Origin of the sequence: Massilia sp. CCM 8734 (assembly GCF_011682155.1) — a bacterium.
Lineage (GTDB): Bacteria > Pseudomonadota > Gammaproteobacteria > Burkholderiales > Burkholderiaceae_D > Telluria_A > Telluria_A rubra.
Genome location: NZ_WHJI01000007.1, coordinates 44,095 through 68,731 on the forward strand (window position 1 = coordinate 44,095; position 24,637 = coordinate 68,731).

The window sequence follows — 24,637 nt, forward strand, 5'->3', positions numbered from 1 at the left end:
CGGCGCTCCTTAAATACCGAGTTCCTGCCAGATCGAATCGATCTTCGCCTTCACCTCGGGCGTCATGCTGATCGTGGTGCCCCACTCGCGGTTGGTCTCGCCCGGCCACTTGTTGGTGGCGTCGATGCCCATCTTGCTGCCCAGCCCACTGACCGGCGAGGCAAAGTCGAGGTAGTCGATCGGCGTGCTGTCGACCATCAGGGTGTCGCGCATCGGATCGACCCGCGTGGTGATGGCCCAGATGACCTCTTTCCAGTCGCGGATATTGACGTCCTCGTCGACCACCACGATGAACTTGGTATACATGAACTGGCGCAGGAAGCTCCACACGCCGAACATGACGCGCTTGGCGTGGCCGGCGTACTGCTTTTTCATCTGCACCACCGCCATGCGGTAGCTGCAGCCTTCGGGCGGCAGGTAGAAGTCGGTGATTTCGCTGAACTGCTTTTGCAGCAGCGGAATAAACACTTCATTCAGCGCCACGCCGAGCACGGCCGGCTCGTCGGGCGGCTTGCCTGTATACGTAGAGTGATAAATCGGGTCGCGCCGCATGGTGATGCGGTCGATGGTAAACACCGGAAAACTATCCTGCTCATTATAGTAACCAGTATGGTCGCCGAACGGCCCTTCGAGCGCATGTTCGTAGCCGGTCGGATGGCTCGGATCGGCGTAAATATGGCCTTCGAGCACAATCTCGGCCGAGGCCGGCACGCGCAGGTCGCTGCCGATGGCACGGGTCAACACTGTGCGGCTGCCGCGCAGCAAGCCGGCGAACTGGTATTCGGACAAGCTGTCCGGCACCGGGGTGACCGCCCCGAGAATGGTGGCCGGATCGGCGCCGAGGGCGACGGCCACCGGATACGGCTGTCCCTTGGTGGCAATGCCATGCTCGCGGAAGTCGAGCGCACCGCCACGGTGCGCAAGCCAGCGCATGATGACCTTGTTCGGGCCGATGACCTGCTGGCGGTAGATGCCCAGGTTCTGGCGCTTCTTGTTAGGGCCCTTGGTAATGACCAGGCCCCAGGTAATCAGCGGGGCGATGTCGCCCGGCCAGCAATGCTGGATCGGCAGGCGCGCCAGGTCGACGTCGGCTCCTTCCCAGACGATATCGTGGCAGGCGGCGCCGCGCACTTCCTTGGGCGACATGTCCCACACGGCCTTGACCAGGGACCCCAGGCCCATCAGGTCCTTGAAGCCTTTGGGCGGTTCCGGCTCCTTGAGGCGCGCCAATACATGGCCAATCTTGCGCAGCTCGCTCACGTCGTCGGCGCCCATGCCCAGCGCGACCCGGCGCGGCGTGCCGAACAGATTGCCGAGCACCGGAATCGTATGACCGGTCGGTTTTTCGAACAAAATGGCTGGTCCGGCGGCCCGCAAAGCGCGGTCGCACACCTCCGTCATCTCCAAATAGGGCGAAACAGGCAAGGAAATGCGCTTCAATTCGCCCATTTCTTGCATTTTCGACATGAAATCGCGCAAGTCTACATAGTTCATCGGTTTTTAATTCTTTTTTTCATGTAAGCATGGTTGTTCAATTAGCCATGCCAAGTTATTGATTTCATAGGGCTTTGCTGCAATGCAGCAGAAAAAGCTAGATCTAAAAGTAATATAGAAGGTTTGTGTTAGTATTGACTTAGTATATACCCGCTTCTACAATTCGCCCTACTTGATGAGCAGGCACTGTCCACGGACACGATTCTAGCCTGTCTCATAACTTCACGGGGTCGGGGCCCCAATGACATTTTAAGGAGTGTTTTCAATAGGCGTCTGCCTTCTCCCCCGAAAAAGTTGTTTAGCTACTGGTCCAATACCACAGGGAACGACCAGCCCAAGCGAGCAATGACGGCGTTAATCGCGTGCCCGAGCGGCGGCGATGGACGATATTTCTGATGCACGGCATTTGTCAGCCCGCTGCGCCAACGCGCGGTGTAGGGACGGCTTTTTCCGCGACAAAGGGGAATTCGATGATACATCGTTTCAACGGGGCGACAGCAAAGCTCGCCCAAACAATGGCATGCCAGCCAGTCACGTGGTCTTCCGTGAGCAAAACGGCGCGTGGTCTCCTGACCACGATGCAACACACACTGACGTTCTTTGGTGTTTCCGCACTGGCCATGATGGCTTTGCTGTACCTGCGTCCCGAACTGGCCCATGAAGCCTCGCAGATGCTGGCCCAGCCGGTCAAGCCGGCGCCCGTCGTCGCGCGCGCGCCCGTGCAGGCGCCCGGCCTGTCGGCCTTGATGACCGCACCCGCTCCGGCCGTGCTCATTGCCAACCAGCCGGCTATCCTGGCGCTCGACGACAAGGCCATCAAGGCCAACCGCAAGCAGCAGGAGTTTGTGACAACCTGGCTGTCCAAGCGCTACCGCGTCGCCGGCGACGCCGCCGACATGCTGGTCTCGACCGCTTATTCGACGGCGCGCGAAATCAAGCTCGATCCGCTGCTGATCCTGGCGGTGATGGCGATCGAATCGGGCTTGAATCCCTTTGCCGAGAGCCCGGTGGGCGCGCAGGGGCTGATGCAGGTGATGTCGAAGATTCACCACGAAAAGTTCCAGGACATGGGCGGGACCCGGGCTGCGCTCAATCCCGTGGCCAATATCCGCGTCGGTTCGCTGATCCTGAAGGAATACGTGAAACGCGGCGGTTCGGTGGAAGCCGGCCTGAAGACGTACGTGGGCGCCGCGGCGTTCGAAACCGACCAGGGCTACGGCTCGCGCGTGATGAACGAGTATCAGAAGCTCAAGCTGGTGGCGAGCGGCAAGAAAGTGCCGACGTTTACCGCGCCGGCCGCACCGAAACCGGTGATGGCGGAGAAGGCATCGCAGGAACAGATCGCCGGTTTGTGATTGCTGCACTATATATATAGTGGGATGTGAAAAAGCCCGATGCTTGCATCGGGCTTTTTTGTGGGCGGGCACCGGGGTTCTGCGGCGGAGCTCACACCAGGGTCAGACCCCCAACCGAAAAACCGGGGTCTGACCCCTGGGAGCTGACACCGGGGTCTGATCCCTGGGAGCTCACACCGGGGTCAGACCCCTAACTGAAAAACCGGGGTCTGACCCCTTAGCGGCGGGTGTCGCCCGCCACTTCGTCGGCGCGCAGCTTCGGCGCCAGTTTGTCGAGCACGCCGTTGACGTACTTGTGGCCGTCGATACCGCCGAACGACTTGGTCAGCTCGACCGCTTCGTTGATGACAACGCGGTAAGGAATATCCAGGTTGTTTTTCAGCTCGAACGCGCCGATCAGCAGCACCGCGTGCTCGATCGGGGACAACTCGGCCACGCCGCGGTCGATCAGCGGCGCGAACGCCTCGCGCAAGGCCACCGAATCCTTGATCGCGCCATACAACAGCACCGCAAAGTGGTCGGCGTCGGCTTTTTCGAAGCCGTGCGCCGCGCGGATGTTGTTCACGACCGTGGTGGCGTCTTCATTGTTCAGCAGCCATTGATACAAGCCCTGCAAGGCGAACTCGCGCGCCCGGTGGCGCGGCGTGCGGTTCTTGCTGGGATTGGCGTGCAAGATTTTCTCTGTCATGGTCTTCTTACCTTCTTTATTACCGTTTGTTCTTAAAACGTGTTCTGGACGATGTGTTGCTGACAGCCCGGAATCAGTCTTCGTCGGCTTGCAGCTCTTCGAGTGCGATCAGCAGGTTGGCCATTTCGACGGCACAACGCGCCGCTTCCGCGCCTTTTTCCGCCATGCGCACTTCAGCCTGCTCGTCGTTTTCGGTGGTGAGCACGGCATTCGCGATGGCGATGCCATAGTCGAGGCCGATGCGGGTGATGCCGGCGCCCGATTCGTTCGACACCAGCTCGAAGTGATACGTTTCGCCGCGAATGACCGCGCCGAGCGCGACCAGCGCGTCGAACTGCTGGGTTTCAGCCATTTTCTGCAGCGCCAGCGGGATTTCGAGCGCGCCCGGCACGGTGACGTGCAGCACGTCTTCGTCGGTCACGCCCAGGTGCTTGAGTTCGGCCAGGCAGGCCGACAGCAGGCCGTGGCCCACATCGGCGTTAAAACGCGCCTGGACAATCCCAACGCGCAGGCCTGCACCGGTCAGATTGCTTTCATAAGTTCCTACGGTCATGGCAGACCCCTTCTATATATATGTGTGTGATTGAATATGGAGTGTACCGCTTCAGGCGGCTGCCTTGGCGGACGGCTCGCCGTGCGACGCGCCAGGCGACGCGCTATGCGACGCGCCATCGGGCCTGGCGCGATAGCCGGTCACTTCCAGGTCGAAACCGGTCATGGAAGGCATTTTGCGCGGGCTGGCCAGCAATTCCATCTTGCCCACACCCAGGTCCTTGAGGATCTGGGCGCCGATACCGTAGGTGCGCAAGTCCATGCTGGCGGCGCGCCCGGTCGGCTTGCTGTTGGCGTCGAGGGCGGCGAACTGGGCAAACAGTTGCTCGGCCGTCTCGCCGCAGTTGAGCAGCACCATCACGCCACGGTCGGCTTGCTTGATCGCCTGCATCGACGACGCCATGGTCCACGAGTGGGTGGTTGCTTCACTGTCGAGCAGGTCGAGGATCGAGACCGGCTGATGCACGCGCACCAGCGCATCGAGGTTCGGCGCCAGATCGCCATGCACCATGGCCAGGTGGGCCGAGCCGCTCGGCTTGTCGCGGAAGGCGATCAGGCGGAATTGACCGTAGGCGGTCTGCATGGTGCGCTCGGCGATGCGCTCGACCAGGCACTCGTTCTGCCCGCGATAGTGGATCAGGTCGGCGATGGTGCCGATTTTCAGATTGTGTTCTTTGGCAAATTCCAGCAAGTCCGGCAGGCGCGCCATGGTGCCGTCATCCTTGAGGATTTCGCAGATGACCGACGCCGGGGTCAGGCCGGCCATCTCGGTCAGGTCGCAGCCGGCTTCGGTGTGGCCGGCGCGCATCAGCACGCCGCCGCGCTGGGCCTTGAGCGGGAAAATGTGGCCCGGCTGGACGATATCGGCCGGGCTGGCGTTCTTGGCCACCGCCACCTGGATGGTCTTGGCGCGGTCGGCCGCCGAGATGCCGGTGGTGACGCCTTCGGCCGCTTCGATCGAGACCGTGAAGTTGGTGCCGTAAAAGGTACCGTTGCTCGACGTCATCATCGACAGATTCAGCTGCTTGCAGCGTTCTTCGGTCAGGGTCAGGCAAACCAGGCCGCGCGCGTGCTTGACCATGAAATTGATCGCTTCAGGCGTCACGAAATCGGCCGCCAGCACCAGGTCCCCCTCATTTTCGCGGTCTTCTTCGTCGACCAGGATGACCATGCGCCCTGCGCGCAATTCTTCGACGATTTCGGGGGTACTGGAGATTGACATGACATGTTCCTCGGAGACGGAAAGCTGCTGGAGCGTAATCCGCTATTTTAAAGGATTTACCCGACTTCAACTGACCTAAGCTTGGGAAGATATTGGCGCCCCATCCCGCCGGCACTTGTCGGCCTGCTAATTCGTTGCACTGGGACAACAATATGCTTGAAATGATAAGGGAATGTTACCCTTTTTAAAACGATCCGAAACAAATTTCCGGAGCGCGCGCCGACCTGCATTATTATCACTGCAGGCCTCGCCTTCCGTCTTTCGCCTGCCGGAGCGTGGCCCGGAGCCACTATGCCAGCACGCTTTCACGACCACCCCCGCGCACGATCCTGGCAACCGGAGCATGGTCTATGTCCACGATCCTGATTGTCGACGACCGGCCGTCGAACCGGCGCTACCTGAGCGCCCTGCTCGGCCACACCGGCCACCGCCTGCTCGAAGCCTACGATGGCGCGCACGCGCTGGCCCAGGTGCGCGCCGAGCGTCCGGACCTGATCATCACCGACATCCTGATGCCGGCCATGGACGGCTACGAATTCGTGCAGCAGCTGCGCGCCGACCCGGAACTGGCCGCCACCCGCGTGATTTTTTACTCGGCCATCTACGCGGTCAGCGAAACGATGGCGCTGGCGCGCAGCTGCGGCGTCTCGCGGGTGCTGGCCAAGCCGGCCGACCCGGAAGACATCCTGGCCGCCGTGCACGGCGAGCTGGGACTGGCGCATCAGGCGGGCGAGCGCGCCGGCACCATCGGCGCCGCTGCAATGACAGCGGCAGCGGCCGTGGGCACGAACCTGGGCAGCAGCATCGACGACGCCCTGGTGTCGGCACGCCATGCGCTCGGCGCCCTGCTCGATCGCCACGCGGTCGCCAATCCCGCACTCGGGTCCGAGCTGGCCAGCCTGCTCGGCGAGCGCATGAGCGGCTTGCGCAGCGTGGCCGCGCGCCTGGCCGCGCTGGAAGAAATGAGCCTGCGCCTGACCGGCGAACGTAATGCCGACGCCATGCTCGGCGTGTTTTTGCAGGCGGCCAGCGCGATCCTGGACGCCGACTGCGTGGCCGTGTGCCTGCTCGACAGCGGCGAACAGCGCGTGCGCCACCTGGGCACCCTCGGCGTCGGGCGCGAGCTCTTGATGGCCGCCGCGCTCGACCCACAGCGCCTGCCCGGCGCCCTGCTCGAACAACCGCTGGCGCTGCGCGTGCAGGGCCAGGCCGCCCTGCCCGCCGGCCATCCGGCGGCGGACGGCTTTTTGGGACTGGCGATCCGCGACCGCAACCAGCTGTATGGCTGGATGTACTGCACGCGCGGGGCCGGTGCGCAACCGTTCAGCCACGAAGATGAACGCATCGGCGTCACGCTCGGCGCGCAGCTGGCGGTGGCCTACGAAAACCTGTGCCTGTACGAAGTGGTGCAGCGCCACGCCGCCCAATTGCAGCTGGAGGCGGCCGCGCGCCAGCAGGCCGACCGCGCCCTGCGCGAGAGCGAACAGCGGCTGCGCCTGTCGGCCCGCATCCTCGAGAGCACGCAAGAGAGCATCATGATGACGGACGCGCATGCCGACATCATCGCCGTCAATCCGGCCTTCGAACACATTACCGGCTACAGCGAAGCGGACGTCCTGGGCCGCAATCCGCGCCTGCTGCGCTCGGGGCGGCACGACACGGCCTTCTACCGCGCGATCTGGGTCAGCCTGACCAGCACCGGCCAATGGCGCGGCGAGATATGGAACCGCCGCAAGAACGGCCAGGTGTACCCGGAGCGGATCAGCATCAACGCGGTGCGCGGCGCCGGCGGCGAGATCGACGCCTACGTGTCGGTGTCGAGCGACATCAGCGCGCTCAAGGCGGCGCACCACCAGGTCGACTTCCTGAGCAACCACGATCCATTGACCCTGCTGCCGAACCGTTCGGTGCTGACCGAACGGATGCAGCAGGCGATCGCCTCGGCGCGCCACGGCGACCGCCAGATCGCCCTGCTGCTGTTTAACATCGACCGCCTGCAACGCATCAACGACAGCCTGGGACACGAAGCCGGCGACGCCCTGCTGCGCGAAGTGGCGCGCCGCGCGGGCCTGCTGGCCGGTCCGGCCGACTCGCTGGCGCACCTGGGCAGCGACGAATTCGTGCTGCTGCTGACCGAATGCCTGGACTCAGACGCCATCATCGTCGCGGTGCGCCGCCTGATCGACGAAATCGCCCAGCCGTTCCACGCCGACGGCCATGAACTGATCGTCACCACCAGCGTGGGCATCAGCATCTACCCGCGCGACGGCGCCAATCCGAGCGAATTGCTGAAAGCGGCCGACGTGGCGCTGTCGCACATGAAGGATGCGGGGCGCAATGGTTTTCGCTTCTTCAAGGGCGAGATGAACGCGCATGCGCTGCGCTGGATGGCGCTCGAAACGCACCTGCGCCGCGCCATCGAACGCAACGAACTGTCGCTGCACTACCAGCCGCAGGTTTCGCTGGGCGATGGCCGCATCTGCAGCATGGAAGCGCTGCTGCGCTGGAGCAGTCCGGAACTGGGCCAGGTCGGCCCGGGCGACTTCATCGCGCTGGCCGAGGATACGGGCCTGATCCTGCCGATCGGGAACTGGGTGATCCGCCAGGCCTGCATGCAGAACAAGGCCTGGCAGGACGCGGGCCTGGCGCCGCTGCGCGTGGCGGTGAATGTCTCGGCGCACCAGTTCACCGCCGGCACCGTGCCGGCCGTGGTGCGCGAGGCGCTGCGCGAGTCCGGCCTGGCGCCGCAGTACCTGGAGATCGAACTGACCGAAAGCGTCATGATGCGCGACAGCGAAGCGGCCGAAGTGCAGCTGGCCGAACTGACCGGCATGGGCGTATCGATCTCGCTCGACGACTTCGGCACCGGCTATTCGTCGCTCGGCTACCTGTCGCGTTTCATGCTCGACAAGCTCAAGATCGACCAGAGTTTTGTACGCAATATCATCACCGACCCGCGCAGCGCCGCCATCGCCCAGGCCACCATCGCCCTGGCGCACGGGCTGTCGCTGTCGGTGGTGGCCGAGGGCGTGGAGACGCAGGAGCAGTTGGCCTTCTTGCAGCGCATCGGCTGCGACGAAGTGCAGGGCTACCTGTTCAGCCGCCCGCTGGCGGCCGACGCGATGGCGGCGCTGATCGCGTCGGCCGCGCGCCTGGCGCTGCCCGTGCCACAGCCCCTTCCGGTAGGAGACCGGGCGAAGGAGTAGAATCCGCGCTCTACCAGAAAACATTGCAGAGACGCTAATGACCAAGTATTCCGTTCGATCCGCTTGTGCGGCCACCCTCCTGATGGCGTTCGCACTAAGCGCCCAGGCCGCCATCAAGCTGGACGACGCGATACCGGCAGGACCGCAGGTCAAGGTGGGCAAGCTAGCCAACGGACTGACTTACTACATCCAGAAAAACGGCAAACCCGAGAAAAAGCTCGAACTGCGCCTGGTCGTCAAGGCCGGCTCGATCCTGGAAGACGACGACCAGCAGGGCCTGGCCCACTTCACCGAACACATGGCCTTCAACGGCTCGACCAACTTCAAGAAGCACGAACTGGTGTCGTACCTGCAGTCGATCGGCGTGAAGTTCGGGGCCGACCTGAATGCCTACACCAGCTTCGACGAGACGGTGTACATCCTGCCGATCCCCACCGATAACCGCGACAACATCGACAAGGGCTTCCTGGTGCTGGAAGACTGGGCGGGCGGGCTGACCATGAACGCGGCCGACATCGACAAGGAACGCGGCATCATCCTGGAAGAACTGCGGCTTGGCAAAGGCGCGGCCGACCGCATGAACAAGGTGATCATGCCCAAGCTGTACAACGGTTCGCGCTACGCGCAGCGCATGCCGATCGGGCAGGAACACATCATCAAGGGTTTCAAGCACGAAGCGATCCGGCGCTTCTACAAGGACTGGTACCGGCCCGACCTGATGGCGGTGGTGGCGGTGGGCGACATCGACCCGCTTGACGCCGAGCGCCTCATCAAGCAGCACTTCGGGCAGTTGAAAAACCCGGCCAAGCCACGCGCGCGCACCTACGCCGCCATTCCCACGCGCGCCCACACGGAGGCGCTTGTGGTGACCGACAAGGAAGCGTCGTCCAACGCGCTGCTGATCCGCTACCCGGTGAAGGAATCGATCGACAAGGGCACCTTCGGCGCCTATCGCGAAAAACTGGTCGAGGCGCTGTTTACCGGCATGCTGGGCCAGCGCATGCAGGAACTGGCGCAGCAGGCCAATCCGCCGTTCATGGCCGGCGCCAGCTCGGTCGGTAAACTGACGCCGCGCTACACCTCGTTCAACGCCTCGGCGGCGCTGGGCAAAGGCGGCGCCACGCCGGCCATCGACGCGCTGGTGCAGGAAAATGCGCGCACCCGCCAGTTCGGCTTCAGCGCCCAGGAATTCGAACGGGCGCGCAAGAACATGATGCGCCAGTACGAACTGGCCTACAACGAACGTGACAAGACCGACTCGGGCAGCTATGTCGGCGAATACGTGCGCAACTTCCTCGAGCAGGAAAGCATTCCCGGCATCGCCAACGAATTCGCTTACGTGCGCGAACTGCTGCCGGCGATAACGCTCGACGACATGAACCGCTACGCGCGCGCCACCATTCCCGCAGCATCCGCGTCGGCCAAGCTGGTCGTGTACATGGGCAGCGCCAGGGAAGACAGCCCGGCGCCAACCAGCGCCCAGTTGCTGGCGGCGGTGGCGCAGGCCGAAAAAGTGACGGTGCGCGCGCAGGAGCAAAAGACGCTGGCCACGGAGCTGATGTACAAGCCGCCGGCGGGCGGGGGCATCGTCGCGCAGAGCGAAGACAAGGCACTGGGGCTGACCCGTCTGACCTTGTCGAACGGCGTGAAAGTGATCCTCAAGCCGACCGACTTCCGCAACGACCAGGTGATGATGAGCGCCGTGCGCTTCGGCGGCCAGAGCCTGTTCGGCGACGCCGACATCGTCAACGCGCGCTATGCGAATGCGGTGGTGGGCACGATGGGACTGAAAGACTACTCGCCGCTCGACCTGCAAAAAATCCTGGCGGGGAAAGCGGCCACGGTCAGCCTGACGCTGGGGAACCACGTGGACGGCATCAGCGGCAGCGCCGCCAACGACGACATCGAGACCATGCTGCAACTGGTGTACCTGCGCATGACCGGCGTGCGGCGCGACGCGGACCTGTACAAGTCCTTCGTGGGCAAGCAGGTCGAAGCGGCGCGCAACGCAATGGCGCAGCCGGAATCGGTGTTTCGCGATACGCTGATCAGCACCATGTACCAGGACAATCCGCGCGTGGCACGCACCGCGCGCCCCGCCGACTTCGACAAGCTCGATCTGGAGCGCGCGCTGGCGGTGTACCGCGCGCGCTTTTTCAGCGCCCGGGACATGACGTTCATCCTGGTTGGCAGTTTTGACCTGGCCAAGGTCAAACCGCTGCTGGCGACCTACCTCGGCGCGCTGCCGGTGGGCGAGATCGAGGTGGGCTACAAGGATGTGGGCGTGCGTCCGGTGCGCGGCGTGGTGAAGAAGGAAGTGCGCAGCGGGACCGAAGCGAAAAGCAACGTGTCGATCAATTTCAGCGGCGAAGCGCCGTATTCGGATGACGAGGCGATGCGCTTGCAGGCGATGCTGGAAGTGATCAACATCCGCATCACCGACATCCTGCGCGAGAAGCTGGCGCTCATATACGGCGGCGGCATGAGCGGGGGCTTGAGCAAATACCCGTACGAGAACTACACCGTGACCGCATCGCTGCCGACCGGGCCGGAAAATGTGGACAAGGTCATCGCCGCCGCAATGGCCGAGATGGCGCGCATGAAGGAGCAAGGACCGGACCTGGCTGACCTGAACAAGGTCAAGCAAAACTGGCTGCAGAACCACCAGAAGGCGCTGCGCGAGAACGGCTACTGGCTTAACCGCCTGCAGACGGCGCACCTGCAGGGGAGCGATCCGGCCGAGATCCTGGCGTACCCGCAAAAGGTCAATGCCATCACGCCGGAGCAACTGAAACAGGCCGCCCAGCGCTACTTCGACATGAACAATTACGTGCAGGTGGTGCTGTACCCGGAAAACAAATAGGCCACCAGCCGGTGTCAGGTCTGACATTCGGACACTAGCTCATCCTTAGGCGCGCGGCAGGCGGAATTACGGCCACCACCGGGTGTCAGGTCTGACATTCGGACACGAGCTCATCCTTAGGCGCGCGGCAGGCGGAATTACAGACGAGGACGTGTCCGAATGTCAGACCTGACACCGGCCTGACACCGGCCTTTTGACACCGGCCTTTACTCGTATTACTGTTAGTTACGCCACACTGTGAAAAGCTTATCTTAGGACATGCTTTCACGGTGCCCAAGTGACCAATCCAACGATCGTAGCGCAGCATGTAACCGATGTGGCGACCACGTGGTGGCGCCGACGCCGCGAGATCGTCGACGTCCGCCTGCGCTTCGATCGGCTGGCCGACATCGATGGCGCGATCGATGCGCATCTCGACGGCCTGCATGAAGCGGGCGAGATCGCCACGGAACTGGCCGAGGCGGCGTACGACAAGGCCGCCGGCCGCCGCTGTCATGACGTCGGGGCCGATGCTTTTGTCGTGTTGGCGCTCGCATTCCTGGGCGAGGCGCGCGAGGCGATGGATGATGCCCTTGCCCGCCTGTCCGGCCAGCCCGGATTTGCCGATGCCCTGCACGGCGTGCTGGCATGGTTCGATTCGCACGCTGTCAGCGGCCTGGTTGACGCACAAATCAGGTCCGGCGATGGCGCCTGCCGACTTGCCGCCCTCGCCCACTGCCACCTTCACCGCGCACTTGCGGACGGTCGGCTCGACGATGCCCTGCTGGCGCATGCCACTTCAGCGGATGCGCCCGAATTCGATGCGATTGCACAGTGTGGGAGAGTCGCCCTCCTGCCACGTGTAGCGGGTTTTCTCGACCAGGCCACGCCCGGGCATCCGGCGCTTTTCAATGCTGCTCGCTGCGCGCTGCTTCTCGGCGGGCGCGACGCGGCCATTCCAGCCCTGCATGCGTATGCGGCCGCGCAAACCAGGCCGACTCCTGATGTTGCGAAGCTGCTTTGCGTGGCACTGTCGGGCAGCGAACTACACAACTACATCGCGACATTGATGCAGTGCGCGCAACAGCGCGCGCTGGCGATCCAGGCGGCCGGATGGAGCGGCGACCGGCAGCATGTTCCCTGGCTGCTTGCCCAGATCGACGACAGCAATGCAGCCCGGCTGGCCGGCGAATCGGTGCGCCTGATCACCGGCCTCGATCTGGATGCGAACCGGATGGTGCGCGCGGAGCCGCGCTTGCGGACAAAGGACGCGCCCGCGTATCCGCTACCGGATCGCGCCCGCCTGCAAACATGGTGGGACGCTAACGCACAGTGTTATCCGGGCGATATGCGCTATCTGTTGGGCAGGCCGGTATCCGATCCCTGGCTTCTGCATGTTTTGTCTGCCGGCGAACAAGCGCATCGTGAACTGGCTGCGCTTCACCGGGCGCTGATGCACCCGGGCGAGCCGACCTTTCCCGTGCACGCCGCCGCGCGGATTCAACAACAGCGCCTGGAACGACTTCGAGGAGATGACCATGACCGTAGCTAATCCACCGAGAACAAGCGCTGCCGCGACCACCAGACGCCCGGACGACATCAAAGCGTCCGGCATGGTCCTGGGCGTGCTGGCGGGATTCGACGCCGATGGCGCCCCGCTGGTCCAAGCCGGCACCAGGGACGCCCTGGCCGCCCTCACCGTGGTCGACCTGGGGCACGAACATATCGGCGCACGAGTCGCCCTGCAGTTCGATGGCGGCGACCCTGCAGCCCCTGTCATCATGGGCATCGTCCGCGCGCCCCGTGCGGATGGAGGCCGGAACGGCGGCGTAGCGCCGTTGCCGCTACAGGCAGTGGCCGACGGCGAGGAACTCGTGCTGGTCGCCCAGCGCCGAATTACGCTGATGTGCGGCGCCGCCTCCATCACGCTCGATGCCCAGGGCAATATCGAAATCAGGGGCAAGCATATTCTCTCCCGTGCAGCGGGCCAGAACAGGATCAAGGGCGGCTCTGTTTCTCTCAACTGAACGGCGCGGGCATGAATCTCACCAATCACACCCGTTTCGCCGCGGGCTACACGACGATGCACAATCAGGCGGGAAGCGAGTGCCTGGTGGTGGTGATCAAGGCGACGTTTCGCTTGCCCTGCGCTGGAGAGTCGCCCGAGCCGATGGAAGAACAGGTTCCGATCACCCTGGCCGATACCGCGACCGGCGAACCTGGCTTGAGCGCCCCGGAGTACGAATGCGATTATTGCCTGGACAAGCCGAAGGTCGATGTCCTTTTGCTGGGCAGCGCCTACGCTCCACGAGCCGTTGCGGCGGGCGTGGTCCCGGTAGGACTGCGGGTGGGGAGCATGGCCAAGGCTTTCAATGTGCTCGGCAAGCGCCCGTGGCGCACCCATTTGCTCGGGGCGTTCGTGGGCGCCGGCAAGCCGGAACCGTTTACCAGGCAAACCATCAGCTACGACATTGCGTACGGCGGCACGGAAAACGATCCCGAAAAGGAAGCGGATCGATTCGCGTATGCTCGCAACCCGGTCGGCTGCGGCTATCGCCCGCACGGCAAATTTGCGGATGGATCGCCGGTGGCGCAGACAGAATCGCCGATCGACCCGGTCACCAGCCCAGGCGGCAAATACGCGCCACTGAGTTTCGGGCCGGTGGGGCGCAATTGGGAGCCGCGCATTCAGTATGCAGGCACGTACGACGCGCAATGGATGGAGCAGGTTTTTCCTTTCCTGCCGCCTGATTTCGACGCCCGCTATTTTCAGAGCGCGCCGGAAGACCAGCAGTTGGCGCAGCTTGGCGGTGGAGAAGCCGTGATGCTGGTGAACCTCACGCACCCGGCATTGACGCCATCGGGCCGGCTCGAATTCAATCTCCCCGATCTGGCCATGCACGTCACGCTTACTCCACGCCAGGGCAGTGCCGAACGCGTGCCCGCCCGCGCCGACACCCTGGTTTTCGAGCCGGACAAGCAGCGCTTTACGGTCGTGTGGCGGGTGGTCAGAAATCTGGACAACGATATATTGCGATTCGGTGCAATCGAAATTGGCGAACGTCCGAAGGGGCACGTCATTCACATTGCGCTGGATGTGCTGGTCGATGAATTGCCATCCCGGCGACGCGACATTGACGCGGATGCGCCATGACCGAACCGCTCGCCCTGTTACGCACCGGCGCGGTCACCTCCGCAGGGCTGAACGCGCCGTCCACCTTTGCCGCGTTGCGCACGAGGCTCAACGACTTTAACGACCTGCCCTTCATCGATCCCCGTGGCGAGCCGATAACGGCGGCACTGGTCAGGCTGGGATGGGAAGCCCACCGCGCGCCAGCCATCGACAAGCATGGCGCGATGCTGGCGCGCGCGATCGGCGAATGCCTCGACGGTTTGCCGCACCTGGACACGCAGGGCATTCCACTGCTCCTGTGCCTGGCCGAAGTGACCCGGCCGGGACGCATCGCGGCACTCGATTCGGTCTTGCGTGCGGGCGTCGAGGAGGCGCTCGGCCGACGCTTTGCGGCACAGTCGCGGGTGTATGCGTACGGCCAGGCTGGCGCCGCGATGGCCCTCAACGAGGCTTTTGACCTGGCCAGGTCGCATCCCTTCGTGTTGATTGCCGCCGTCGATTCGTATGCCAATGCGGATACCTTGTTGGCCATGCACAGGGCCGGGCGGGTGCTCTCGTCCGTCAATACGCACGGATTCATTCCGGGCGAGGCAGCATGCGCGCTGCTGGTGGCGCGCCCGGACCAGATAACGCAGGTCGCGCCACGTTTCAGCAACAGGCGGTCGACAGCTCCCGCTGCGCCAGAGGCCACCTTGTTCTGCACCGGCCTGGGAATCGCGCGGGAATTGGCCGTTATCGGAGGCGCAGCGCCGAACAGGGCGATTGCCTTGAGCGCAGCCATCAACACGGCGCTGGGTGGATTGCCGGCCGATTCGGGCAGCGTGGGCTTGCGCATCAGCGGCCAGTCCAGCGAAGACTTTTATGCGAAAGAATTCGCGCTTGCGGCAGCGCGCATGAATGTCTCCGCCACGCCCTTGTGGATGCTGGCCGACAGTCTTGGCGAGACCGGCGCGGCGGCGGGCTTGCTGGCGCTGGCGTGGGCTTATGCGTCCGCGCACAAGGGCTATGCGCCGTCGTACAACATGCTGTGCCTGATGGCGAGCGATGAAGGGGAACGCAGCGCCGCCCTGCTCAGTTTTGGAGAGTTTTCAGCCTGATCATAGGGAAAGGATGGTCCATGGCCATGTTCAGAATTTACGCCAACAGCATGTCGATTGCCGGCAAGGCGTCCAAGGCCGGCATGAGCGCGGCGGCCTTTCCCGACGTGTGCGGCAGCCCGCCCGGGCCGGCCAGGATCGGCGTGCCGGTCCCCTACCCCAACACCGCCAGGATCAGCGACCTGGAAAACGGTTCGACCAGTGTCTTCATGTATGGCGAGCCGGTGGCGCTGCGCGACAAGAGCCGGATCGCGACCAGTACCGGCAACGAGCCGGCCACCGAGGCATTCAGGAAGGGAATCAAGAGCGGCGTCATCAAGGGAAAAGCGTATTTTTTGTCGTGGTCGCCGAACGTCTTCGTCGAGGGATATAACGTGCCGCGACATCTTGACCTCATGAGCCACAACCATAAAACTTAAGGGCGGCGACGATGTCTATCCTGGCTCAAGGGGCTGTGGGGCAGCAGGCGGGGGCTGGCGTGCTGGTGAGAAAAGGGCCGCCGAGATTGCCGGCGCCACGGCCGCCGGGCGGTTTTCCGGTGGACGAGTTGCCTGCCAGCCCCGGAGCGCCGCCGAAGGGGCCTGTACTGCTCGGCCCCCTGGACTATTACTTGGCATTGCTGAGTTTATTGAACGTGGCAACGAATCGCCACAGGGATAATCAAAATGACGAGGAGAAGGACAAATGCAAGATCTATTCGTACAAAGATGCGCAAAAAGAGTGTCCAGATGGTCGCTCCCATCATATTGTTCCCGATCGGAGCTGGCGCTCTCCTGGCACGCGCGGCCCCAAAACCGGGAAAGTATCATTGGGTCCAATTCTCGATTCGATTTTGGATGAATACTTGCCCGGGCGAGGTGGAGGTTATTATTACGCGGACAAGATGGATGAGGGCAAGGGGCAATGCATTTGCGTATCGGAAGAAGAACACCTTGCCATTCACAAAATTTACGACGGGGCTGAGAAAATCCTCGGAGAAGAAGCCAGGCCACAATGGACCGCTACTCTCGATCAACTGGAAACCCTCGGAGCCAAGTCGGTATCAAGAGTGACAGCTTGCAACGCAAACAAAATTAAGGATACCCTGCGCATGCGGCACGAGAATTTGGGATTACAAAAAGACACATTACTTAGAGCCGACCCGTACGGCCAGAGTGGGTTAACAATGGAAAGATTTGTTGAAATACTCTCCAGTGGTTCTCAGAAAAAACCTTTGCGATAGGAGCGATGTATGGCCAAAAGTCAAGCTTCGGTGGAATTCTTAGACGGTTGCATTATCGAAAATGACTATTTTTTCACGTCTACGCGGATGGACGCTCAACCCATGGATGAGTACGACCATGGTCGTCTTCAATGGTTTGATGATGGGGAGTGGTTTTATCAAGACCGAAACTGGCAAGTAAGCTCAGTCTGCGTCATGTCCAACTTTGCCGGAGACATGAAGCGTGCATACGTAGCACTGGAAGAAAGCTCGGGCATTGTTGGATTTTATGTACCAGGAAGTGAGAATTTGATCGATGAAATTCTTCCAGGTGCTGAAAACGGACACGGAATACCTTCGTTAACGGACATCAACCAAATCGGGACTAGCCTATATCTATGTGGATATGGCGGCAAAGTCATGCAACGCGCAGCAGGGAAATGGGTGGCGTTTGACAACGGCTTAAAGACCACAGGATTAGGTGACTATTTAAGGCAAGGCATGCCACTGTCTGAAGCACTCGAAGCCGATGATATTACCCAACGCGACATGTGCGCCGTCGATGGATACTCCGAAGCCGCTATCTTTTGTGTAGGCAGGGAGGGGTTGATTTTTTACTTCGACGGGAATATGTGGCTTCAGGCAGAAAAGCCGACCAATGTTGACCTCAACTGCGTGCACTGCGCGGGGGATGGGTTTGTTTATGCTGGCGGAAACAACGGAGTGCTGGTCCGAGGGAAAGGCAACCATTTCCATGCTTTGCATACGGGCATACATGACAATTTTTATGCGGCTACTTGGTTTGACGGGCATCTTTACGTCGGCGGCCTGAAAGGTCTCTACCGGCTGGACAAGGACGAATTACGTTACGTGGAGACAGGACAGGGAAATTTCAAATGCAGGGCGTTGGATGCCGGGCATGGGCAGATGCTAGTGGTGGCCAAGCGCTGGCTGTCGGTGTTCGACGGGATGCACTGGAAGCGCATCGATCATCCCGACAATATCTAAATGCGCTCGCTAACGGGCGTTCGAGCTCCGATTGCCGATACCGGACGACTACAGCCGCCCGGCATTCTCACTCCTATTTAAGATAGCGCTCGAACCACCCCACCGTGCGCGCACGCTGGTCGCGCTGGTGCTCGGGCTTGCGGATCGCGTGGCCTTCGCCGTCATAAATCACCAGCGCGGTCGGCGTGCCCATGGCGCGCAGGCCGTGCCAGAATTCCATCGATTGCACCGCCGGCGTTTCCACATCGCGCTCGCCCACGTACAGCAAGGTCGGCGTCTTCGCGGCCTTGATCGACTCGATCGGCGAGGCCGCCCGGTACACCGCCGGGTCGTCGTAGGCCGAGGCGCCGAAGAAGGGAATCATCCACTGGTCGATGCCGTTCTGGCCGTAGTAGCTGATCCAGTTGGCGATGCCGGCGCCGGCCACTGCGGCCTTGAAGCGCTGGCTGTGGGTCACGCCCCACATGGTCATGAAGCCGCCGTAGGAGTGTCCCATCAGGCCAAGCCGGCCCGCGTCCACCGGCGCGCTTTTGGCGGCGGCGTCGATGCCGGCCAGGATGTCGCGCCAGTCGCCTCCCCCGAAATCGCGCTTGTTGGCGCTGCCGAAGGCGACGCCCTGGCCGAAGCTGCCGCGCGGGTTGGGCAGGAACACGTAGTATCCCTTGCGCGTGAGGTCGCGCAGCAGCGGGTTGGCCTGTTCCCCATCGGAGACGAAGCGCGGCGAGGCGGCCGACGCCGGCCCGCCATGCACCTGCACCACCATCGGATGTTTTTTGCCAGGCTCGGTCGCCAGCGGCGCGAGCAGCCAGCCCTGCATCCTGAAGCCGTCGTTGTTCCATTCGACGCTGGTGGCGCGCACCTGCGGCGCAAAGCCGTCGTTGTCGCGCGTGATGGCGGCCAGGTGCGGCAGGCGTCCGGCGACGATGTGCGGCGCGCGCGCGAAGTCTTCGTGCACGGAGGCGGCGATGGCGCCGTCGGCGCTGAACACAAAACGTCCCTGGCGCGAACCGCTTGCGCTGACCGCGCCCGACCAGAGCGTGCGCGTGCCGCGCTTGACCGGGTCGATGGCGAGCACCGCATGCTCGCTGCCGACCAGCGCCGAGGCGATCAGCTGCTTGCCCTGCCACGCCAGCCCGTTAAAAGAGCCGGCGAAGCGCGGGGTGACGTTGTGCGGTTCGCCGCCGGACAGCGGCACGGTAAAGACGTCGCCGCCGACCGAGCCGAAGTCGCTCATGAGGCCCGCGATGAAGGCGACGCTGCGCCCGTCGGGCGAGACGCGCGGGATATTCATCTGCATCTTGGGGGCGGCCAGCACGCGCAGCGCGCCACTGGCGATGTCGACATGGCCGAGCGTGGCGACCCACCAGTTGTTGTCGCCATTGCCCTTGGCGCTGGTAACGGCGAAGCCTTTGCCGTCCGGGGTCCAGTCGTACTCGTAAATATAGCTGTCGGGCGGCGACACCATGGTCAGTTCGCCGCCGTTCGCGGGGACCACCGCGAGGCGCTGGGCGTCTTCCTGCACGCCGATTTCGCCGACCTGGCGCGCCCCGGCTTCGACCGCGCCGGGGAGCTTTTTGGCGCCCGCCGTGGCTAGCAGCGAAATCCGTTTGCCTTCCGGCGACCAGCGCGCGGTGCTGGCCACGCCCTTGATGACGGCGGCCGGCGCGGCGCCCGCAGCGCCGGCGATGTACAGCGTGGCGGTGCCGGCCCTGGCATCGGCGCTGATGAAGGCCAGCGCTTGCCGGTCGGGCGACCAGGCGGGATGGTCGTAGATGCAGGTGGCGCACGGGTCGTACTGGGCGACGATGGCGCCGCTGGCGGCGTCGCGCACGACCACGACGGCGTGCGGGCGCAGCGGCAGGCCGCCCGGGTCGAGCGATTCGAGCGCGGCGATGCGTTTGCCGTCGGGGCTGATCGCCAGGGCGCGGTAGTCGCGCAGGGCCGCCGGCTCGGCCGCCCATGCGGGTGCGATGGCGCCGGCCAGCATGGCCGAGAACAGGACTGTGTTGAGTTGTGACATAGTGAGTTTATGTATGTGGGATTCTGCCGGCTCTTGTAAGAGGCGGACAATGATCGGCCAGGAAATCCGGGACGACGCTTTCAGCGGCTTCAATATATACGATTGCGCCGTGCGCTACCAAGGCGTACTGCGCCTTGCTTTGTATCGGCCAGTGGCAAGCGTCGGCATCGTCCATCACCGCTCAATCCCTTGCGCCGCGTCGGTACATTGGCTCGATTGCCATATTGCGCAAGGATCGCGCCAAACCCTATCTTGGCACTGACACGACAGCATAGGGCCGCTAGAATTGCGCCATGCATAAAATCGTCATCCTGGCGCCGCACGGCGTCATTCCTTTTGATCTGGCCACGGCCTGTGAAGTGTTCAGCCGCGTTCGCGTGGCGGGCTTGCCTGCGGCTTACGAAGTGATCGTTTGCGGCGAAGCGCCGTCGGTCGCGGCCAGGCTGTTCGACTTGCACACACGATTCAACCTGAGCCATGCGGGCGGCGCGCACACCTTGATCATTCCGGGCATCGACGACATCGACGCGCCGGTGTCGCAAGCGGTGCTGGCCACGATCAGGGCCGCTGCCGCCAGCGGGACGCGGATCGCTTCGATTTGCAGTGGCGCTTTTCTGCTGGCGGCGAGCGGTGTGCTCGATGGCCAGCGCGCCACCACGCACTGGATGGCGGCAAGCGAACTGGCGCGCCGTTTTCCCACCGTGACCGTGGACCCGAACGTGCTGTTCGTCGATAACGGCAAGGTGCTGACCTCGGCGGGCGCCGCAGCCGGGCTCGACCTGTGTCTGCACCTGGTGCGGCGCGACTACGGCGCCGCCGTCGCGGCCGACGCCGCGCGCGCGGCGGTGATGCCGCCCGAACGTGGCGGCGGCCAGGCCCAGTTCATCGTGCATCCGGAACCGTCATCGTCGCTGGCGCTGCAGCCGGTGCTGAAATGGATGGAGTCGCAATTGCATCGCGCGTTGACGCTGGAGGCCATCGCCGCGCATGCCGCGCTGAGCAAGCGTACGCTCAGCCGGCGCTTTCTGGAGCAAACCGGCACCTCGCCCCTGCAATGGCTGCTGGGCGCGCGCGTGCGGCGGGCCCAGTATCTGCTGGAAACGAGTGCGCTGTCAGTCGAGCAAGTTGCCAACGCTACCGGATTCGGCACCAGCGCGGCCATGCGGGCGTGTTTCAGCAAACAGGTCGGCACCAGTCCCCAACATTACCGGCAAAATTTCCGGTCGAGTTAAACTAAGCGCCGCCCAGGCGGATTTCCGCATACATCTCACCCTGTTCGTCCAGCCCGGTTTCGACGAAGCCCAGGCTGGCGTAAAAGTCTTTTGCCACCGGGTTGCTCGGCCAGTAGCAGATCTGGATCACCGTCGCATCGGGACGGCTGCGGATCTCGTCGAGCGCCAGGCCGATCGCGCGCCGGCCGTAGCCTTTGCCCTGCTCGCCGCTGTCGATCATGAACCGGTAGATCGCGTACTCGCCCGGCTGGCCTTCATCGGCCAGCGACACATACATCAGGAAACCGATCGGCTTGTCGTCAAGGCAGATGGCGCGCGTAAAGAAACTGTTGGGATAGAAACTTGCCTGGGCGATGGAGTAGGCATTGCTGGCGAGGTAGTCCTGCTGCTCCGGCAGCAGGGGCAGCTCGATGAGGGTGTCGAAATTGTCTTCGGTAACAGCTTGCAGGGTGATCGTCATGCGGCGGCTTTCGGTGGCGCTGGGGTTGGCGGCGCGACGCGGGTGCGCCGCCGGATGGATACCATGCTCGCGGTCAGGATTTGCCGACCGAGAGCATGCGCTCGACGTAGCGCGCGATCAGGTCGATTTCCAGGTTGACCTTGCTGCCGGCGCGCAAGTGCTTGAGCGTGGTGACCGAGATGGTGTGCGGAATCAGGTTGATCGAGAAGCGGCACAGCTTGCCCGAGGCGGCGTCCAGGTCTTCCACCCGGTTCACCGTCAGCGAGACGCCGTTGATGACCACCGAGCCCTTGAAGGCGAGGAACTTGGCCAGCTCGTGCGGGGCGTCGATGACTAGTTCCCATGATTCGCCCACGGCCTCGAAGCGGTGCACCAGCCCCAGCCCGTCGACGTGGCCGGACACCAGGTGGCCGCCCAGGCGTTCGGCCAGGGTCAGCGCCTTTTCGAGGTTGACTTCGCCCGGGGCGTCGAGGCCGACCGTGCAGTTGAGGCTTTCGCGCGAGACGTCGACGCTGAAGGCGGCGTCGGTTTTGGCGACCACGGTCATGCAGGCGCCGTTGATGGCGATGGAGTCGCCCAGGGCGACGTCGGCCAGCGGCAGGCCGCCGGCATCGATGTCGAGGCGCACGCCTGCGTCGAGGCCGCCTTCGAGGGGTTGGACGGAGCTGATCTTGCCGACGGCGGCGACGATTCCTGTAAACATGCTGGTCTATTCCTTGGTATGGGTAAAGCGGGCGAGGATGCGCAGATCCTCGCCCAGCGGGGCAATATCGTGAAAGCGCAGGCGCTTTTGCTGGTCGAGGCTGGTCAGGGCGGGCAGCGCGAACATGCCCTGGGCTTCGCCGAGCAGGCTCGGCGCGAGGTAGACCAGCAGTTCGTCGACGCAACCCTCGCGGATCAGCGATCCGTTCAGCCTGGTGCCGGCTTCGACGTGCAGTTCGTTGATGTCGCGCCGGCCCAGCTCGCGCATCAGGGCCGGCAGGTCGACCTTGCCGCTCTCGTTGGGCAGCAGGATGATGTCGTGGCCGGCGGTGCGCAGCACGGTTTCTTTGCCGGGATCGGGCACGGCGGCCACGATCCAGCTCGGCGCGCCGGCCAGCACGCGCGCGGCGGGGTCGATCTCGAGCTTGCTGTCGACGATGACGCGGCGCGGCTGGCGCGTGGTTTCGACGGCACGCACGTTCAGTTGCGGGTCGTCGGCCTTGACGGTGCCGATGCCGGTGAGAATGGCGCAGGCGCGCGCGCGCCATGCATGGCCGTCTGCCCGTGCTTGCTGGCCCGTGATCCACTGGCTGGCGCCATTGTGCAAGGCCGTCATGCCGTCGAGGCTGGCGGCGGTCTTGAGGCGGACCCACGGCAAGCCGCGCTGCATGCGCGACAGGAAGCCGATGTTCAGTTCGCGCGCTTCGGCTTCGTGCAGTCCGGAACTGACGGCGATGCCGGCCGCCGCCAGCTTGGCCAGCCCTTGCCCGGCGACCAGGGGATTGGGGTCGACCATGGCGGCGACGACGCGGCCCAGGCCCGCACGCACGAGGGCGTCCGAACACGGTGGCGTGCGGCCGAAATGGTTGCACGGCTCCAGGGTGACGTAAGCGGTGGCGCCGCGCACGTCGTTACCGCGGGCCTCGGCGTCGCGCAGGGCGTCGATTTCGGCGTGCGCCTGGCCGGCCGGTTGCGTGTGACCGGCGCCGATGACCACACCGTCGCGCACGATGACGCAGCCGACACGCGGGTTCGGCGAGGTGGTGTACAGCCCTTTGGCGGCCCAGTCGAGGGCCAGGGTCATGGCTGCTGAATCAGTAAGTAATTGCACAAGTGTCCCAGCGTAAATGGCTGACCGCGATTTTACGCCAAGACAGCCGTTCCCGCCGGGGAGGCTGCGATGCCTGCTTTTTCGCAGCCTGGATCTGGCCCTGCTTTACCCGCGCCCGTGACGAGGCAGACGCTACGCCGTCGACGACGGCAAGCGCGACAGCGGCGCAAAGCAAGCGGCCAATGCAAGCGCCGCGCCGGCGCCAATGCAAGCGGCGCGCGAGTGCCGATGCAAGCGACGCCGGCGACAAGGCAATCGCGCCGCCGGTTGTCAAGGTCAGCGCTAAGACTCCTCCTCTTCCCCTTCGCAATTGGCGCCGTCCCGGGCCGGATCGCACACGCGGGCGCGGCCGAGCATGTTGATCTTGATGCGCCGCGTTTGCTCGCCCTGAAACAGCGACAAGGTGCCCCAGCGCGCCGCCGCGCTGCTGGTCGCCGTGCAGCTGCGCCCGGCACTGTTGTAAGCCAGGTAATCCGGCAGCTTCTGGCTGGAAAACACGGCGCTGACCACAATGCCCTTCCCCACCGGGCCGTGCGTGACGATCAGCTCGTCGGAGGCGCCCGGCCGGCGGTCGCCGTCGTGGTCGACAAACGCCACCCAGCCCAGGCTCCAGTCGGCGCCGGCGGGCTCAAGCGGTGCGAGAACGACGCGCTGGCCGCGCGCCATCGCTTGCGCACGCGTCGTGCCGATGGCGCCGGACAAGTCGTTCACGGCGGCGTTGAGCTGGTACAGGCGGATCATGGCGCGCATGTCCGGGACGGCGACGGTGAGCCCGATGGCGGCGACAAGCAACACCACCATCAGCTCGACCAGCGAAAACGCGCTCCCCGGCGGCGCGCTTGCGTGCTTCATGGCCAGCAACCGGTGGCGCTGCCGCTGGCCGTATGTTCGCCGGCGCTGTCGAGCGTCAGGATCTGGCATTCGCCATCGCGGAACGTGGCGTCGACCCTGTCGGTGCCGGGTATGGCTTCGATGACGATGCAGCGCGCGATCGCCTGGCCGGCACACGGCTTGCCGCGCAGTTCGTAGGCGCTCGACTTCGCGCTGCCGCCGGACCACCATTTGAAGCGCTCTTGTTCCGGCCCGCCCTGGTCGGCCGAAAACGCAAGGTAGCGGTTGTGTTGCGTGTAATAGCGCTCCTGCTTTTGCATCAGGTCGAGCAGGACCGCCTGGGCTTCGGTACGGCGCGCCTTGACCACGAAGCCCTGGTAGCCGGGATAGGCCAGCGCGGCCAGCAGGGCGATGATGGTCATCGCGATCATGGTTTCGATCAGGGTAAAGCCTCGACTGCGTTTCATTGCCGGCTCCTTTGCT

Annotated in this window: 21 protein-coding genes; 11 read left to right on the plus strand and 10 right to left on the minus strand. The window is 63.8% G+C overall.

The features are described from left to right. Nucleotides 1-9: 9 nt before the first annotated feature. Nucleotides 10-1,494, minus strand: coding sequence for a 4-hydroxy-3-polyprenylbenzoate decarboxylase (gene ubiD, locus F2P46_RS08795; protein ID WP_166887688.1), 1,485 nt, complete (start codon nucleotides 1,492-1,494; stop codon nucleotides 10-12). A 578-nt stretch (nucleotides 1,495-2,072) separates the two neighbouring features. Here ubiD and F2P46_RS08800 point away from each other — a divergent pair. Then, nucleotides 2,073-2,849, plus strand: coding sequence for a lytic transglycosylase domain-containing protein (locus tag F2P46_RS08800; protein ID WP_229477281.1), 777 nt, complete (start codon nucleotides 2,073-2,075; stop codon nucleotides 2,847-2,849). A 217-nt stretch (nucleotides 2,850-3,066) separates the two neighbouring features. Here the strand turns inward: F2P46_RS08800 and nusB are convergent, their stop codons facing one another. The 3 genes from nusB to ribBA all read right to left on the minus strand — a co-directional run bounded on the left by nusB (nucleotide 3,067) and on the right by ribBA (nucleotide 5,311). Beyond that, a complete protein-coding gene (gene nusB / locus F2P46_RS08805; RefSeq protein ID WP_166887692.1) occupies nucleotides 3,067-3,537 on the minus strand; it encodes a transcription antitermination factor NusB in 471 nt (156 codons plus the stop codon). A 73-nt stretch (nucleotides 3,538-3,610) separates the two neighbouring features. Continuing rightward, complete coding sequence (ribH, locus tag F2P46_RS08810) at nucleotides 3,611-4,090, minus strand: 6,7-dimethyl-8-ribityllumazine synthase (RefSeq protein ID WP_166887694.1); 480 nt, start codon at nucleotides 4,088-4,090, stop codon at nucleotides 3,611-3,613. A gap of 51 nt (nucleotides 4,091-4,141) precedes the next feature. After that, nucleotides 4,142-5,311: a bifunctional 3,4-dihydroxy-2-butanone-4-phosphate synthase/GTP cyclohydrolase II gene (ribBA, locus tag F2P46_RS08815; protein WP_166887696.1), complete on the minus strand. Its 1,170-nt coding sequence runs from the start codon at nucleotides 5,309-5,311 to the stop codon at nucleotides 4,142-4,144. 350 nt (nucleotides 5,312-5,661) lie between these two features. Between ribBA and F2P46_RS08820 the strand changes: the two genes are divergently transcribed. The 9 genes from F2P46_RS08820 (at nucleotide 5,662) to F2P46_RS08860 (ending at nucleotide 17,798) form a co-directional block, all read left to right on the plus strand. Beyond that, a complete protein-coding gene (locus F2P46_RS08820; protein ID WP_229509176.1) occupies nucleotides 5,662-8,517 on the plus strand; it encodes an EAL domain-containing protein in 2,856 nt (951 codons plus the stop codon). A 37-nt stretch (nucleotides 8,518-8,554) separates the two neighbouring features. Then, the gene (locus F2P46_RS08825) at nucleotides 8,555-11,380 is read left to right on the plus strand and encodes a M16 family metallopeptidase (protein WP_166887698.1); all 2,826 of its coding nucleotides are present in this window, start codon (nucleotides 8,555-8,557) and stop codon (nucleotides 11,378-11,380) included. A gap of 277 nt (nucleotides 11,381-11,657) precedes the next feature. Continuing rightward, a complete protein-coding gene (locus F2P46_RS08830) occupies nucleotides 11,658-12,911 on the plus strand; it encodes a hypothetical protein (RefSeq protein WP_166887699.1) in 1,254 nt (417 codons plus the stop codon). Then, on the plus strand, nucleotides 12,898-13,386 hold the full coding sequence (locus F2P46_RS08835) for a DUF6484 domain-containing protein (RefSeq protein ID WP_166887701.1): 489 nt from the start codon (nucleotides 12,898-12,900) through the stop codon (nucleotides 13,384-13,386). Before F2P46_RS08830 ends, F2P46_RS08835 begins: the two co-directional genes overlap by 14 nt. Nucleotides 13,387-13,397: 11 nt before the next feature. Then, nucleotides 13,398-14,513, plus strand: coding sequence for a DUF2169 domain-containing protein (locus F2P46_RS08840; protein ID WP_166887703.1), 1,116 nt, complete (start codon nucleotides 13,398-13,400; stop codon nucleotides 14,511-14,513). Further along, nucleotides 14,510-15,589, plus strand: a complete 1,080-nt coding sequence (locus F2P46_RS08845) for a hypothetical protein (protein ID WP_166887705.1) — start codon at nucleotides 14,510-14,512, stop codon at nucleotides 15,587-15,589. The genes F2P46_RS08840 and F2P46_RS08845 overlap by 4 nt, the downstream gene beginning before the upstream one ends. A 20-nt stretch (nucleotides 15,590-15,609) precedes the next feature. Beyond that, nucleotides 15,610-16,008 carry a DUF4150 domain-containing protein gene (locus F2P46_RS08850; protein ID WP_229509177.1) on the plus strand — a complete coding sequence of 133 codons (399 nt, stop codon included), beginning with the start codon at nucleotides 15,610-15,612 and terminating at the stop codon, nucleotides 16,006-16,008. Between the two features lie 11 nt (nucleotides 16,009-16,019). Further along, nucleotides 16,020-16,811, plus strand: a complete 792-nt coding sequence (locus F2P46_RS08855; protein WP_166887708.1) for a hypothetical protein — start codon at nucleotides 16,020-16,022, stop codon at nucleotides 16,809-16,811. A gap of 9 nt (nucleotides 16,812-16,820) precedes the next feature. After that, nucleotides 16,821-17,798, plus strand: a complete 978-nt coding sequence (locus F2P46_RS08860) for a hypothetical protein (RefSeq protein ID WP_166887709.1) — start codon at nucleotides 16,821-16,823, stop codon at nucleotides 17,796-17,798. Nucleotides 17,799-17,871: 73 nt separating this feature from the next. On the opposite strand, the gene F2P46_RS08865 is transcribed toward F2P46_RS08860, so the two are convergent. Further along, nucleotides 17,872-19,818: a S9 family peptidase gene (locus tag F2P46_RS08865; RefSeq protein ID WP_208296554.1), complete on the minus strand. Its 1,947-nt coding sequence runs from the start codon at nucleotides 19,816-19,818 to the stop codon at nucleotides 17,872-17,874. 293 nt (nucleotides 19,819-20,111) lie between these two features. Between F2P46_RS08865 and F2P46_RS08870 the strand changes: the two genes are divergently transcribed. Then, the gene (locus F2P46_RS08870) at nucleotides 20,112-21,050 is read left to right on the plus strand and encodes a GlxA family transcriptional regulator (protein WP_166887711.1); all 939 of its coding nucleotides are present in this window, start codon (nucleotides 20,112-20,114) and stop codon (nucleotides 21,048-21,050) included. Between the two features lies 1 nt (nucleotide 21,051). Here F2P46_RS08870 and F2P46_RS08875 read toward each other — a convergent pair whose 3' ends face one another. From F2P46_RS08875 to F2P46_RS08895, 5 genes are all read right to left on the minus strand, one after another. After that, nucleotides 21,052-21,510 (minus strand): GNAT family N-acetyltransferase, encoded by a 459-nt coding sequence (locus F2P46_RS08875; RefSeq protein ID WP_166887713.1) that lies wholly within the window; start codon nucleotides 21,508-21,510, stop codon nucleotides 21,052-21,054. A gap of 73 nt (nucleotides 21,511-21,583) precedes the next feature. Continuing rightward, entirely contained in the window at nucleotides 21,584-22,213 is a 630-nt protein-coding gene (locus tag F2P46_RS08880) for a riboflavin synthase (RefSeq protein WP_166887716.1), read from the minus strand. Nucleotides 22,214-22,219: 6 nt separating this feature from the next. Further along, nucleotides 22,220-23,296: a bifunctional diaminohydroxyphosphoribosylaminopyrimidine deaminase/5-amino-6-(5-phosphoribosylamino)uracil reductase RibD gene (ribD, locus tag F2P46_RS08885; RefSeq protein ID WP_208296557.1), complete on the minus strand. Its 1,077-nt coding sequence runs from the start codon at nucleotides 23,294-23,296 to the stop codon at nucleotides 22,220-22,222. A 309-nt stretch (nucleotides 23,297-23,605) separates the two neighbouring features. Next, nucleotides 23,606-24,175, minus strand: a complete 570-nt coding sequence (locus F2P46_RS08890) for a GspH/FimT family protein (RefSeq protein ID WP_166887721.1) — start codon at nucleotides 24,173-24,175, stop codon at nucleotides 23,606-23,608. Then, on the minus strand, nucleotides 24,172-24,621 hold the full coding sequence (locus tag F2P46_RS08895; protein WP_166887724.1) for a type IV pilin protein: 450 nt from the start codon (nucleotides 24,619-24,621) through the stop codon (nucleotides 24,172-24,174). Before F2P46_RS08895 ends, F2P46_RS08890 begins: the two co-directional genes overlap by 4 nt. Between the last annotated feature and the right edge of the window lie 16 nt (nucleotides 24,622-24,637).